14 protein-coding genes are annotated in these 13996 nt (G+C 71.2%); 2 read left to right on the forward strand and 12 right to left on the reverse strand.

Features of this window, described 5'->3' with window-relative positions; genetic code table 11:
* Window positions 1-182 precede the first annotated feature (182 nt).
* Entirely contained in the window at window positions 183-1271 is a 1089-nt protein-coding gene (locus EPL03_RS16855; protein WP_135830508.1) for a putative sulfate/molybdate transporter, read from the forward strand.
* A gap of 169 nt (window positions 1272-1440) precedes the next feature.
* Here EPL03_RS16855 and EPL03_RS16860 read toward each other — a convergent pair whose 3' ends face one another.
* Window positions 1441-1818, reverse strand: coding sequence for a hypothetical protein (locus EPL03_RS16860; RefSeq protein WP_135830509.1), 378 nt, complete (start codon window positions 1816-1818; stop codon window positions 1441-1443).
* A gap of 121 nt (window positions 1819-1939) precedes the next feature.
* On the opposite strand from EPL03_RS16860, the gene EPL03_RS16865 reads away from it, so the two are divergent.
* The gene (locus EPL03_RS16865) at window positions 1940-3367 is read left to right on the forward strand and encodes a cryptochrome/photolyase family protein (protein WP_135830510.1); all 1428 of its coding nucleotides are present in this window, start codon (window positions 1940-1942) and stop codon (window positions 3365-3367) included.
* Window positions 3368-3409: 42 nt separating this feature from the next.
* Here EPL03_RS16865 and hypF read toward each other — a convergent pair whose 3' ends face one another.
* From hypF to EPL03_RS16915, 11 genes are read right to left on the reverse strand one after another with little or no spacing between them, the layout of a single operon-like run.
* Window positions 3410-5728, reverse strand: coding sequence for a carbamoyltransferase HypF (gene hypF, locus EPL03_RS16870; protein WP_135830511.1), 2319 nt, complete (start codon window positions 5726-5728; stop codon window positions 3410-3412).
* Between the two features lie 9 nt (window positions 5729-5737).
* Window positions 5738-6604: a hydrogenase nickel incorporation protein HypB gene (hypB, locus tag EPL03_RS16875; protein WP_135830512.1), complete on the reverse strand. Its 867-nt coding sequence runs from the start codon at window positions 6602-6604 to the stop codon at window positions 5738-5740.
* Window positions 6601-7014 carry a hydrogenase maturation nickel metallochaperone HypA/HybF gene (locus EPL03_RS16880; protein WP_135830513.1) on the reverse strand — a complete coding sequence of 138 codons (414 nt, stop codon included), beginning with the start codon at window positions 7012-7014 and terminating at the stop codon, window positions 6601-6603. The genes hypB and EPL03_RS16880 overlap by 4 nt, the downstream gene beginning before the upstream one ends.
* Window positions 7015-7016: 2 nt before the next feature.
* Window positions 7017-8093, reverse strand: coding sequence for a hydrogenase expression/formation protein HypE (gene hypE / locus EPL03_RS16885; RefSeq protein ID WP_135830514.1), 1077 nt, complete (start codon window positions 8091-8093; stop codon window positions 7017-7019).
* A complete protein-coding gene (gene hypD / locus EPL03_RS16890) occupies window positions 8090-9196 on the reverse strand; it encodes a hydrogenase formation protein HypD (RefSeq protein WP_135830515.1) in 1107 nt (368 codons plus the stop codon). Before hypD ends, hypE begins: the two co-directional genes overlap by 4 nt.
* A complete protein-coding gene (locus tag EPL03_RS16895; RefSeq protein WP_135830516.1) occupies window positions 9186-9509 on the reverse strand; it encodes a HypC/HybG/HupF family hydrogenase formation chaperone in 324 nt (107 codons plus the stop codon). Before EPL03_RS16895 ends, hypD begins: the two co-directional genes overlap by 11 nt.
* A complete protein-coding gene (locus tag EPL03_RS20200; protein WP_168216297.1) occupies window positions 9509-9685 on the reverse strand; it encodes a hypothetical protein in 177 nt (58 codons plus the stop codon). The genes EPL03_RS16895 and EPL03_RS20200 overlap by 1 nt, the downstream gene beginning before the upstream one ends.
* A gap of 22 nt (window positions 9686-9707) precedes the next feature.
* Window positions 9708-10223, reverse strand: a complete 516-nt coding sequence (locus tag EPL03_RS16900; RefSeq protein ID WP_135830517.1) for a hydrogenase maturation protease — start codon at window positions 10221-10223, stop codon at window positions 9708-9710.
* Window positions 10207-11031, reverse strand: coding sequence for a cytochrome b/b6 domain-containing protein (locus tag EPL03_RS16905; RefSeq protein ID WP_168216298.1), 825 nt, complete (start codon window positions 11029-11031; stop codon window positions 10207-10209). The genes EPL03_RS16900 and EPL03_RS16905 overlap by 17 nt, the downstream gene beginning before the upstream one ends.
* Window positions 11028-12614 carry a nickel-dependent hydrogenase large subunit gene (locus tag EPL03_RS16910; RefSeq protein ID WP_135830519.1) on the reverse strand — a complete coding sequence of 529 codons (1587 nt, stop codon included), beginning with the start codon at window positions 12612-12614 and terminating at the stop codon, window positions 11028-11030. Before EPL03_RS16910 ends, EPL03_RS16905 begins: the two co-directional genes overlap by 4 nt.
* A 3-nt stretch (window positions 12615-12617) precedes the next feature.
* The gene (locus tag EPL03_RS16915) at window positions 12618-13862 is read right to left on the reverse strand and encodes a hydrogenase small subunit (RefSeq protein WP_135830520.1); all 1245 of its coding nucleotides are present in this window, start codon (window positions 13860-13862) and stop codon (window positions 12618-12620) included.
* Window positions 13863-13996 lie beyond the last annotated feature (134 nt).

Consider the following 13996-nt stretch of genomic DNA (forward strand, 5'->3'; position numbering starts at 1 on the left):
GGACCCACGGACGCCCGCACCATAGTTCCCCGCCAACGCCGCGCGGTGGAAACGCCGTTTACCCGCGCCGGGATTGTTCGCCTGCCCGCCCGGAAGCAACCAGAAACGGTTTCTCTATCCTCGTAATTAACCTATTTCAGTCCCCCGATAAACTGAAGTTCGTTACGGCCCTCCCTCCGTGCGTGCGCTTCTGGGCGACCGCCTCCGGCGAGCGACGACTGACGCTCTCGGCCGGCGAGGTCACTGGCGCGGTCGGCGACTCGGTCACCGTGCTCCCGGTCGTGGTCGCGGTCTCGGCGCTGACCGAGCTTCGGCTCTCCGTGCTGTTGCTCTGGTTCGGCGTCTTTCAGGTGGTGTGGGGTCTGCGATACGGCGCGCCCGTCTCGGTCGAGCCGATGAAGGCGCTGGCCGCGCTGGTCATCGCGGAGTCGCTGTCGGTGCCGGAACTCGCGTTCGCCGGAGTGCTCGCGGGCGCGGTCCTGCTCGCGCTCGGCCTCGCGGGCGCGCTCGGCTCGCTGGCCGACCGCATCGACGCGGCGGTCATCCGCGGCGTCCAGCTGGCGGTGGCGCTCGTGCTCGCCCGGACCGGACTCGAACTCGGCGCGGCCGCGCCCCGGACCGCGCTCGCGGCCGGCGCGGTCGGCGTCGCGGTCGTCGCGCTCGGCCGCCCGCGAGCCAGCGCGCTGGCCGTCCTCGGACTCGGGGTCGCGCTGGCCGGCGCGGAGACCGGCCTGCCCGCGGTCGCGGTGCCGGCGTTCGGGCCGGCGCTCGCCGCGACCGCGTTCGCGCCGACCGCCGACGCGCTCTCGGCGACCGGCGCGCAACTCGCGATGACCGTGGGCAACGCGGCGGTGGCGACCTCGCTGTTGCTCGACGACCTCTACGACGCCGACGCCTCGCCCGACGAGCTCGCGACCAGCATGGGCGCGATGAACCTGCTGGCGGTTCCGCTGGGCGCGCTCCCGATGTGCCACGGTTCGGGCGGCGTCGCGGGCAAGTACGCCTTCGGCGCGAAGACCGCTGGCGCGAATCTGATACTCGGCGCGCTGTACGCGCTGGCGGCGCTGGTCGCAGTCGACCTCGTGGCCGCGTTCCCGATGGCGACGCTCGGCGTGGTGCTCGTCCTCGTCGCGGGCCAGTTGGGGAAGGCGAGTCTGGACACCGACTCGCTGGGACTGACCGCGGGCGTCGGCGTGGTGGGGCTGGTCGCGAACGTCGGCGTGGCGTTCGTCGCGGGCATCGCGGCGTCGGCGGTGCTGTCGCGGCTGTGAGCCGGTGATACGCCGCCGAAAATCCGACGGACGAGGCCCGGACCGGGGGTAGCGGCCCGGGAGCGGTCGGTCCGGTCGCGTGTCAGGTGACTCGGGAACGATTCCGGCCGTCCTGCGAGCGCGGCGGGGCGACCGTCGCGAGAGTTCAGCGGGCCTCGCGACTGGACGGTCAGGCGTCGAGGTCGACGTTCCAGACCCGCCAGTCGCCCCGTTCCGCGCCGCGGCCGGGCGCTCCGTCGGACTCGCCGCGGCGGAGTTCGACCGAGGCTGCGACCGTGGCGACGCCGGCGACGTCGACGTCCGCCGCGACGCGCGCCCTCGTCGGCCCCTCCTCGACGACGGTCGTCTCGGTGACGTCCGTGGGAACCGACCGCAGGACGAGGGTGGCGAGGAAGTCGGTCAGGAGCATCGAGAAGACCATCGCGACGTCTCCGGCTCCCTCCAGCGGTCCCTCCGGGTGTATCGACTCGTCGGCCTCGTCGAACTCGCCGTCGCCGAACCGCTCCAGGAACGCTGCCGTCACGGCCGTCGGGGATGTTTCGTCCATGGGACGGAGTTATTCTATCGGCGTAAAATCGGTTCGGATACCGGCCACGCAGGCGTCCGGGCTGCTCGCCGAGCCCCGGAAGACACCGGGTTTCACGGTGGAGCGGTCCGACGCTTCCCCCGTGAATCTCCACTGGCACCGCCGGGACCTCCGGGTCGCGGACAACCGCGCGCTGGCCGAGGCGGCGGCCGACGACCGCGTGCTGCCGGTCTTCGTCCTCGACCCCGACGTGCTGGCCCACGCCGCGCCGCCGCGAGTCGCGGCCATGTGCGACGCGCTCGAATCGCTCCGCGCGGACTACCGCGAGCTCGGCGGCGACCTGCTCGTCGCCGAGGGCGACCCGCGCGAGGAGCTCCCCCGAATCGCCGACGAGTACGGAGCCGAGGCGGTCTACTGGAACCGCGACTACTCCGGGCTCGCCCGCGAGCGCGACGGCGCGGTCCGACTCGCGCTCGACGACGCCGAAATCTCGCGGGCGGCCTTCCACGACGCGCTCCTCCACGAGCCGGGCTCCATCCGGACGAACGCGGGCGACCACTACTCGGTGTTCTCGTACTTCTGGAAGAAGTGGCGCGACCGCGAGACGGACGCGCCGATAGGAGCGCCCGACGAGGGCCGGGTCGCCGCGCCCGACGATTCCTCGCCGATTCCGACGCCCCCGGACCTCGGCTTCGACGCGCCCGAGGCCGAGGTGCCCGCGATGGGGACCGGGGCCGCGCGCGACCGGCTCGACTCGTTCTGTACCGACGCCATCTTCCGGTACGCCGAGGGCCGCGACGACCCGGCCACCGACGGGACCGCGCGGCTCTCGGTCCACCTCACCTGGGGCACCGTCGGCGTCCGCGAGGTCTGGCGCGCGACCGAGGCGGCGATGAGCCGCGCCGACGGCGACCCCGAGCGCGCAGACGACGAGGAGGGCACCGAAGCCGCCTCGGTCCGGGAGTTCCAGCGCCAGCTCGCGTGGCGGGAGTTCTACGCCCACGTCCTCGCGGCCCGCCCCGACATCGTGACCCGGAACTATCGGGAGTACGAGAGCGACATCGAGTGGCGCGACGACGAGGCCGCGTTGCAGGCGTGGAAGGACGGGCGGACGGGGTATCCGTTCGTGGACGCCGGCATGCGCCAGCTTCGGGCCGAGGCGTGGATGCACAACCGGCTCCGGATGGTGGTCGCGGCGTTTCTCACCAAGGACCTCCTGGTCGACTGGCGGGAGGGCTACGACTGGTTCCGCGAGAAACTGGCCGACCACGACCCCGGCAACGACGCGGGCGGCTGGCAGTGGGCCGCCTCGACGGGCATGGACGCCCAGCCGTACTTCCGAATCTTCAACCCGACGACCCAGGGCGAGCGCTACGACCCCGACGCGGAGTTCATCAAACGCTACGTCCCGGAACTCCGCGACGCGACCGCCGACCAGATTCACGGCTGGACCGAACTCGGCGACGCCGAGCGCGAGCGCATCGCGCCCGAGTATCCCGCGCCCATCGTCGACCACGCCGAGCGCCGCGAGGAGGCTATCGCGATGTTCGAGCGAGCGCGCGGCGAGTGAGCGCCGGTCACGGGACTCGATTCGGTGCGTGTTCGTCCCCCGTCACCGGCGCGCGGTCGCCACCACCGCCTGTCCGTACGCGACGCCGCCGTCGCCCGGCGGGACGCGGTCGGGACCGAGAAACCGGAGGCCCGCGGCTTCGACCCGGTTCCGGACGCGGCGGGATATCGCGTCGTTGTACGCCACGCCGCCCGTGAAGCCGACGCAGTCGAGCCCGCGGTCGGACGCGGCCTCGACCGCGAGGTCGGCGAGGCCGCGGGCCAGCGCGTCCTGAGCGGTCGCGGCGACGTCGGCGCTGGGCGCGGTCGCGCCCAGCGCGTCGAGGTCGGCGACGAGTCGCCGAACGTCGACGACTCGACGGCCCTCGCGGGTCGCGTACCGGACGGCCACGTCCCGAACGCTCCCCCGGCGCGCGAGCGCTTCCAGCCGCTGGGCGGGTTCGCCCTCGTAGCGGCGACGGTCGCAGGTCCCGACGAGCGCGGCCACGGCGTCCAGCAAGCGCCCGGCGCTGGTCGTGGCCGGCGCGTTCACGCCGCTGGCGGCCTGCTCGCGCACGACCGCCGCCTCCGAGCGGTCCGCGACCGCGCCGGTGGTCACGAGGCGGTCGTCGACCCGGTCGGAGTCGTCGAGCAGCCCCGCCAGCGCCCGCGCGGGGTACTCGACGGCGGCCTCGCCGCCCGGCAGCGGGAAGGTGTCGAGGCCGCCGACCCGCTCGAAGTCGCCGTAGGTCGCGTCCAGCACCTCGCCGCCCCAGACGGTGCCGTCGGGCCCGTAGCCGGTCCCGTCGGCGGTCACGACGACCGCCCGCTCGACGCCGTGTTCGGCGCACAGCCCGGCGGCGTGGGCGTGGTGGTGCTGGACGGCGACCGGTCCCGAGAGTCCCTCGTCGGCGTATCGGTCGGCCGCCTCGGTCGTGAGGAACGCCGGGTGGCTGTCGCAGGCCACCACCGACGGCTCGACCCCCGTCAGGTCCGTCAGTCGCTCGACGGCGTCCCGGTGGAACCCGAGCGCGTCGGGACCGGTCACGTCGCCGACGTGCTGGGAGGGGACCACCTCGTGGCCGTCCGACACCGCGACGGTCGCGTCCCGCTCGGGGCCGACCGCGAGGACGCTCGGTGCGTCCTCGCCGCCCGCGGGGTTCGGGAGTCCGACGGGCGTCCACCCGCGCGACCGACGGAGGAACCGCCGGGACCCGTCCACGACCCGGACGACGCTGTCGTCGCACCTGGCGACGACCTCGCGGTCGTGGACCAGCGCCCCGTCGACGACCCCGTCGAGGCGCTCGCGTATCCCCTCGACGGTCGTGACCATCGGTCGCCCGGGCAGGTTCGCGCTCGTCATCACGAGCGGGCCGTCGACGCCGTCGAACAGCAGGTGGTGGAGGCCGGCGTACGGGAGCATCACGCCGACGGTGTGGAGACCGGGCGCGACCGCGTCGAGCCACGGCGGGGGTTCCGCGTCGGCGTGACCGGCCTCAAGCAACGCGATTGGCCGGCGGACGTCGGTCAGAGCCGCCGCCTCCTCGTCGCCGACCGTGGCGAACTCCCGGGCGGCCGCCAGCGACTGGACCATGACCGCGAAGGGTTTGGCGGGCCGACGGGTCCGGTCGCGGAGTCGCTCGACGGTGGCCGGGTCGGTCGCGTCGCAGACGAGGTGGGTCCCGCCGACGCCCTTGACCGCGAGTATCTCGCCCGCCGCCAGTCGTTCGGCCGCGCGTCGAACGGCGTCGCGGCGTCTGGCGACGGTCCGACCGTCGGTTTCGTACCGGAGCGTCGGCCCACACTCCGGACAGGCGACCGTCTGGGCGTGGTAGCGCCGGTCGGTCGGCGACTCGTAGCGCTCGCGACACCCCTCGCACATCGGGAACGCGTCCATGGCGGTCCGCGCCCGGTCGTAGGGCACGCCCCGGACCACCGTGAACCGGGGCCCGCAGTCGACGCACGCGGTCGCCCAGTAGCCGTGGTACCGCGAGTCCGGGTCCCGGACGTCGTCGAGACACCGGTCGCAGATGCCGGTGTCGGGCGGGACCGCCACTCCGGCCGCGCCCGACCGCTCGCCGGCACGCTCGTTCGGGCTCCCGGTCGAGTCCCTGATATCGAAGTCCTCGATTCCGTCGGGGTCGGTCCACTCGACCTCGACGTCTTCGACCCGCGCGAGCGGCGGGGCGTCGGCCCGGACCGCGTCGAGTACCGACTCGACGGCCTCGCGGGGTCCCTCGAAGGCGGCGTCGACGCCGTCGCCGGTGTTACGGACGTAGCCGCCGACGCCCGCCTCGGCGGCTGTCCGGTGGACGAACGGCCGGAACCCCACCGCCTGTACGACGCCGGTGACGCGGACGTCCGCACGTGTGCGCTCGGTCATGGTCACCTGTCAGTGCTGGTGGGCGTGGTCGCTCGTGGGGGAGTCGCCCCCGTGACGGTCGTGGCTGTGACCGTCCTCGCGGACCGCCGCGAGGCGGTCCGCCAGCGCGTCAACGCCCTCGTCGTCGCGGGCGTTCGTCTCGAAGACCGGCATCTCCGGGTCGAGTTCCGCAACGTCGGCGCGCATGGTCGCCACGTCGGCCCCGACCGCGGCGGCGACGTCGGTCTTGTTGACCACCGCGGCGTCGCAGGCCTCGAACAGCAGGGGGTGTTTCCGGACCACGTCGTCGCCCTCGGTCGTGCTCACGACGAGGACGCGGGCCTGCGCGCCCAGCGGGAAGTCAGCCGGACAGACCATGTTGCCTACGTTCTCGACGTACAGCCGGTCGAGTTCCGCGAGGTCGAACTCCTCGACGGCGTCGCCGAGCAGGTTCGGGTCGAGGTGACACTCCTTGCCGGTGGTGACGTTGGCGACGGCGACCCCGTGGTCCCGGAACCGGCTGGCGTCGTCGTCGCCGGCCACGTCGCCGACGACGACGCCGATTCGCTCGTCGTCGGGCGCGCGCTCGATTAGTCGCTCTATCAGCGTGGTCTTGCCCCCGCCGGTCGCCCCGAGGAACTCGGCGACGAACACCCCGTGGTCGTGGACCACCCGCTCGTGGAGGGCTTCGGCCTGCTCGCGGAACCGCGCCAGCACGTCCTCGCCGTCGGTAGCGTCGCCGTGGTCGTGGTCGTCGTCGTGACCGAACCGGTGCGTTCTGGCGACGGGGGGCGCGTCCGCGTCACCCAACACCTGGTCGAGCAGTCGGTCGATTGGCGTGCGATGCGTCGGCGTTCGTCGGACGGGTCGGAGTCGCGTCGGGACGTGATAGGTCATGGGTTCGATTCGGGTTTCGCGTCGCCCGACTCGGACGCTCTCGGGTCCGAGTCGGGTATCTCGATGCTGGTCAGTCGACACTCCTCGCCGCGGGTGAACTCGACGCCGGAGCCACACTCCGGGCAGCGGGCCGCGGGCACCACGGCGGCTGTTCCCTCGAACCCCGGCGGTTCGCCGGTCCAGCCGCAGTCACACGCCGCTCGCGCGGGGACCGTCTCTATCTCGACGGTGGCCCCCGCGGCGGGCGTCGCCTCCGCGACGGTCTCCAGACAGAACCGCAACTGGTCGGGGTTGACGTGGGTTGCCTCGCCGAGTTCGACCGCGAGCGCCTCGATTTCGTCGGCGTCGTGGTCTGTGGCGGCCTCGACGGCGCTGTCGAGCAACGCCCCCGCCACGCTGAGTTCGTGCATGGTCAACAGATTCGGGGGAGCTGTCGGCCCTCGGGTTCGCTCAGGTACCGCCGCCCGAAGCCGGTGTCGAGCACGACCCGACCCCGGTTCTCGTCGGTGACCTCGCCGATTATCGCGGCCGCTTGGCCGCTGGGGGTGGCGCGGAGCGCCTCGACGACAGCCTCGGCGTCGTCGGGTGCCACCCCGAAGACGACCTTCCCCTCGTTGGCAACGTCGAGCGGGTCGATACCGAGCAGCTCGCCCGCCGAGGCGACCGGCTCGCGGACCGGGATGGCCGTCTCGTCGAGGGTCGCGCCCACGTCGGCCTTCCGGACCATCTCGTTTATCGCGGTGGCGAACCCGCCGCGAGTGGGGTCTTTCATGGCCGTGACCTCGCCCGCGTCCAGCGCGGCCGCCACGAGGTCCCCGACCGGGGCGACGTCGCTTTCGAGGTCGCCGACGATGTCGAACCCCTCGCGGGCGGTCAGCAAGGTGATGCCGTGGTCGCCGAGCGGTCCCGAGACGACGAGCTTGTCGCCGGGCGAGAGGCCGGCGTCGGTGACGTGGCCGCCCTGCGGGACGACGCCGACGCCGGTCGTGTTGACCACGACGCCGTCGACCTCGCCGCTGCCCATCACCTTCGTATCGCCGGCCGTGATGCGACATCCCACCTCCTCGCAGGCCGCCTGCATCGAGTCGAGGACGGAGTCGAGCAACTCGACCGACGTGCCCTCCTCGACCACCAGCGAGCAGGTCAGCGCGAGCGGGTCGGTCGCGCCCATCACCGCGAGGTCGTTGACCGTGCCCGCGACCGCGAGCCGGCCGATGTCGCCGCCGGGGAACGAGAGCGGCGAGACGACGTGACTGTCGGTCGTGACGACCAGCGACCGGTCGCCGACCTCGTGGACTGCGCCGTCGTCGAGCGCGCCGAGGCCGACCGCGGGGGCGTCGGCCTCCCCGTCGTCGTCACCGTTCGCGCCGAACCGCGGCACCACGCGCTCTTCGAGGAACCGACGGGTCTCGCCCGACCCCGCGCCGTGGGCCACCGTGACCGACTCGCCTCCGTCGTCGGTTTCGAGCCCGTCTCCGTCGCCGCTCATAGGTCGGGTTGCCCTCCGTACTCGTAGTGAATCTTGCAGGTCCCCTCGTCGGAGACCATGCACGCGCCGACGGGGTTCGAGGGGGTACACTCCTCGCCGAACAGGTCACACTCGTCGGGCGAGGCGGTCCCGGCCATGATGTCACCACAGATGCACTCCTGCGTGAGGGGGTCGGCCTCGCCCTCGACCGCCTCGACGTCGAACGCCCGGCGGGCGCTGTACTCGGCGTACTCGTCGCACAGGACGAAGTTCGCGTCCGGGATGTCGGCGATGCCGCGCCACTCGCCCGACGTGCGCTCGAACACCTCCCGGATGGCGGCCATCGCGGTCTCGTTGCCCTCCCGGGAAACGCACCGCGGGTAGGCGTTGTCGAGCCCGCCCTCGCCCTCGACGACGAACTCCAGCAGTCGCCGGAGGCCGTAGAGCACGTCGACCGGTTCGAAGCCGCCGACGACGACCGGGAGGTCGTACTCCGCGACGAACTCCTCGAACAGGCCGTAGCCCGTGATAGTCGCGGCGTGGCCCGCCGCGAGGAAGCCGTCGACGTCGGTGTCGGGCATCTCGGCGACGACCTCCATCGCGGGCGGGACGTACTTGTGGGCCGACAGCACGTAGAAGTTCTCCGGCGGGTCCGCCTGCAGGACCGCGGCGGTCGGGGCGGCCGTGGTCTCGAAGCCGGTGGCGAAGAAGACGACGTCCTCGCCGGTTTCCTCGGCGAGTTCGACCGCCTCGCTCGCGCTGTAGACGACCTCGACGTCCGCGCCCGCCGCCTTCGCGTCCGCGAGACTCCTGACGGTGCCCGGAACCCGGAACATGTCGCCGTAGGTGGCGACGGTCTTGCCGGCCTCGGCCAGCGCCACCGCCTCGTCTACCTCCGGCATGTTCGTCACGCAGACCGGGCAGCCCGGCCCCATCGTGATAGAGAGGTCGTCCGGGAGCATGCTCCGCAGGCCGAACTCGGCGATGACCTGTTCGTGGCTCCCGCAGACGTGCATGATTTCGACGGGCTGGTCGACCTCGGCCATCAGGTCCGCGAGGTCGTCGGCGAGTTCCCGGGCGGTCTCGGGGTCCCGGAACTTGAGGTCGGCGGCGTCAGTCGTCATCGCTACTCCCCACGTCGGATTCGGCCTCGCTCGCGGTGCCGATGTCGAGCTCCGTACCCTCGGGCGCGCCGATCTCGTCGAGCGCCTCGTCGGGCGCGTTCTCGAACAGCGACTCGTAGATGGCCATCGTCTCCTCGACCTCGCGCTCGGGTATCTTTCGAATGGCGAACCCCGCGTGGTTGAGCACGTAGTCGCCGACCTCGACCTCGTCGCCGACCACGTCGAGTCGCACCCGGCGCTCGACGCCCCAGAAGTCCGCGACCGCCTCGTGGCCGTCTATCTCCCGGACCTCGCCGGGGACGCCCAGACACATCAGGCGTCACCTCCCTCGCCGAGGTCGACCTGCGTGCCGACGAGTTCGGGGTCCGACGGTAGCAGCCGGTCGGGCCGGAGCCGGCCCTTGACGTGATGGCCGTCGGCTTCGTGGTCCTCGATGGCTTGCTTGTCGATGCGTTCCTCACAGTCGGTACAGTACCAGTGTCCGTTCATGGTGAATCAGTCGAGCGTCGCATTACGGCGGATTCGCGGTGAGTCGTGTCTCGATGCGCGATACCAGTTCCGGAAGCGCGGCCTCGACGGGGTCCGAGAGTCCCACCCGCGGCTCGACGCTGTGGGGAACCGCCCCGACCAGCAACACCTCCTCGGGAAGGTCGTAGGCGGCGTCGCCGACGGCCAGCGCGTCCCCGAAGCTGAAGTCGTGCATCGTCACCTCCGGGGCCTCCTCGGCGGGGTCGGTCAGCCGGAACTCCCGGACGGTCCCCGGCTCGTCGTCGAGCGAGAGCGCGTCCACGACGACGGCGCGGTCCGCGCCGCTCATCGCCTCCAGCGCGAGGAACGCCGTCGTCCCGGCGTGGGTAGCGATGGCGTCGTCGGGGAGCGGCCGGTCGGCCAGTGCCTCGACGGCGTGGTAGCCGACGCCGTCGTCGCCCATCACCATGCTGCCGACCCCGACCACGGCCTGCGTGGCGGCGTCGCCGTCGCTTGGGGCGCTCACGTCCCCGCTGGCGGCGTCACTGCTCGTCATCATCGTCCTCCCGGAGGACGTAGGCGTCCATCTCGCCGAACACCATCGACCGCAAGACGTCCCAGTTGCTCGGCAAGACCGCGAAGTAGACGTGGCCGAACACCATCGCCACCACGAGGAAGAACACGAGCAGGTGGACCTGTTTGAGCACCACCATGCCGACCCACGCGTCGAGGAATCCCAGCACCTCGACCCACCAGACCGGGTCGGCCCGCATCTCGGCGTACATCCCGAAGCCGGTCAGCACGAGCACGCCGAACAGGATAGATATCCACCAGAAGAACGTCTTCTGCATCGGATGGTAGGCCACCCAGTCGCGCTCGGACTCGTCGTAGGTCTGGCGGGCCTCGTGGTAGCCGGGGATGTAGGACTTCAGCCCGACGAACGCCTGCCCGATGTGTATCGCTTCGCGCACGTCGGCCAGTTCGGCGAGCTGCCGGTGGCCGTCGGCGTAGACGTGGTACAGCGGGAACAGCACGAACAGGAAGGCCATCAACAGGATGCCCGCCCAGAGGTGCAGGCCGAACGCGAGGTAGTAGCCGTCCCACGGGGCGACGTTGAGCGGGCCGTAGGTCCCGGTCCAGATGGCGTAGCCGGTCCCCATCAGCACGAACATCAACAGCGCCTGCGTCCAGTGGGAGAGGCGCGCGCCGAAGCTGTGGCGCTCGACGGTGACCCGGCCCTTCAGCGCCTGAATGCGGTAGTAGCGGTCGTCGGCCTCCTCGGGTGACGCGAACGCCGAGCGGACGAGGCTGGCCAGCCGCGACCGACTCGTGGAGTCTTCCTCGCTCTCGGACTCCCGGGCGGTCACGGGTCGCCACCCTCCCGAGCGGCGTCGTCGACCGACTGGCCCGCGATGGGGGTGTCCGCGCAGGCGCTGGCGGCGCTGCCGGGCGAGGCGGGGGTTATCTCCTCGGTGTAGCTGGCGTCGGGGCTCTCGACGTGGACCGAGCAGGCCAGACACGGGTCGAACGACCGCACCGTCCGCATCACGTTGATGGGGTTCTCGACGTCCTGGACGGTCATGCCCTCGACGGACTGCTCGAAGATGCTGGGAGTGCCCGACTCGTCGCGGGGCCCGAGGTTCCACAGGGTCGGGGTGATGATCTGGTAGTTGGTGATGGTCCCGTCCTCGACCTTCACCCAGTGGGACAGCGCCCCCCGGGAGGCCTCCCAGAGGCCGACGCCCTCCCCGCTGAAGTCGTCGTCCCAGCCGGTGTTGACCGTGCCGTTCGGGTCGATTTCGTCGAGGAGTTCGAGGATGCGGTCCCGGAGGAGCAGCGACTCCTGGGCGCGTGCGACGAGCCGGTTGAGCGTGCTGCTCTTGGTCGGGTCCCCGCCGAGCGTCGCCCGCAGGTCGAAGGGGTCCTGCTCGGTGACGACGAGCCGGGCCAGCGACCCCGTCTCCATGTTCATCCCGTCGTAGCGCGGGGCCTTCCCCCACGAGTAGGCATCCTCCTTCTCGGGGGCTGGCTTGGGCGGGGACTCGTCCATCGGCGAGCCGCCCGAGTCGTCGGTGTACCACGACCGGGCCGTGCTCTCGGTGATGGCGTTTTTGATCTCCTCGTCGCTCGGATGGGAGAGTTCGCCGTCGACGTACACGCCCGAGGGGACCCGGTCGTTGCCGTTCTCGTCGGGGTAGATGCCGTTGCAGTAGTACCGGCCGGGTCCGACCCCGAACTCGTCGGCCCCCGCCTCCTTGGCGGCGAGGAGGATGGAGACGGCGTCGTGGAGTCCCTCCCCCAGCGAGGGGTCGAACTCGCCGTTGCGGACGTTCTCGAGCACTTGGGGCACGGCGTCGGTCGGGCCGAGCCAGTCGCTGACGAACTCGACCTGGTCGCGAATCTGTTCGAGCTTCTCTATCGTCGGGTTGGCCGACATCCCGCCGGGCGCGTAGGTCAGCGGGTGAGGTGCCTTCCCGCCGAACTCCGCGAACCCCTGCAGGAGCTTGCGCTGGGCTTCGAGGGCCTTCTTGTACCCCTCGCCCTCCATCGGGTCGAGGCGGGTCAGCCCGGTGTCGGCGACCGCGTCGCTGTAGTCGGGGCCGACCAGCGCGAACATGTGGACGGCGTGGTTCCACAGCGTGGCCATGCGCTCGAGCAGGTTGCGCATCTTCCGGGCGGTCTCGGGAATGCCGTCGAAGACGCCGGCACTCTTCGCGGCGTTCTCGATGGCCAGCAGGGAGGTCTGGCGGTGGACCGTGAAACAGACCCCACACACCCGCTGGGTGAACACCGGGGCGTCCGAGGGCGGCCGGTTGAGCACCACCAGTTCCATCCCGCGGAACATGTCCATGTGGCTCTTTGCGGCCGTCACCTCGCCGCCCTCGACTTCGAGGGTCGTGCTGTGATGTCCTTCGATGCGGGTCGTCGGGTCGATCTCTATCTCCGGCATTGGTCACTCCTCCGTGTCGGGCGTCGCGTCGCTCTTGCACGCGCAGTCGCTCCCACAGCCACAGCCGTCGGCCCGCTTCTCGGCCCCGTCGCCGTCGGCCGGGTCGTCGGCCGGGCCGTCGCCGTATCCCATCGCCTTCCGGGCGGCGTGGGCGGCCGTGCCGGCGACCGTCGCGCCGACCGCGGCCTTGCCGGCGGTCTCGAAGTCGGTCACGCCGAGACCCTGTTTCTCGATGGGGCTGTAGAACGGCGTCATCCGGTCCCAAAAGCCCGGTTCCATACACCCGATACAGGGCGCGCCGACGTTCCGGCAGACGCTGGTGCCGTCGTTCCACAGCCTGACGGAGTCGTCGCAGTGACAGTACGGCCCCTTGCAGCCGACGGTGTAGAGGCACTTCTCGGAGTCCTCGCCGACGTGGTCGACGAACTCCCCGCGGTCGAAGTAGCCCCGCCGGGAACACTGGTCGTGGACCAGCGGGCCGTAGAACGCCTTCGGCCGGTTGAACTCGTCGAGGTCCGGTTCGTGGCCGTTGAGCAGGGTCGCCACCGTCAACAGCACGTAGTCGGGGTGGGTCATACAGCCGGGGACGTTGACGACCGGGAGTCCCGAGTTGGCGGTGAACTCGGGTCCGAGGACGCCGTCGTCGCCGTCCTGATGGGTGTACTGGACGCCCTTCGCGCCGGTGACGTTCGGGTCCATCCACGGGCCGTCAGCGGCGTCGTCGTCCATCACGGCGGGAGCGCCGTTCTGGGCCGACTGCCACCCGCCGTAGCAGGCGCAGGTGCCGATACCCATCACGTACTCGGCCTCGGGTGCGAGTTCCATCACCCAGTCGACGATGGGCTTGGGACGGCCCTGCTCGTCGCGTCCGAACGTGGCGGCCGAGGGAATCTTGGTCGGGATTGCGCCCTCTATCATGAGGACGTCGGGCGAGTCGCTCATCGCCTCGATGGCGTCCCGTCCGGTTTCGGCCATCAGCTCGGGGTGGTAGGTCACGTCGAGCTTGAACCTCGAAATCGCCTCTTCGAGGCTGGGAGAAGCACCCTGCAGGGTCGACATCGTACACGCCGAACAGGTCTGGCCCTGGAGCCAGACGACCTCCTTGGACCCGTCCGTGGCGCGCTGGAGTGCAGACGCGACTTCGGTGCTGTATTCGGTGATGACGGAGCCGGCAGCGACGCTGCCGACGAGTTTCAGGAAGTTCCGCCGAGTCGAGGACGGTGACGATGCCGCGGAAGACTCAGACATACACGGAAGTTTCTCATTCCGTACTTAAATTTTTCTCGACAGTTCCCAGTGCGTGGGACGCCGATGACCCGTGCGGGGTGGCGAGACCGCCGACCGGATTCACGGGTTGGCGGCCTGAGACGCCGAGCGCGAGC

Source organism: Halorussus halobius (genome assembly GCF_004765805.1).
GTDB lineage: Archaea > Halobacteriota > Halobacteria > Halobacteriales > Haladaptataceae > Halorussus > Halorussus halobius.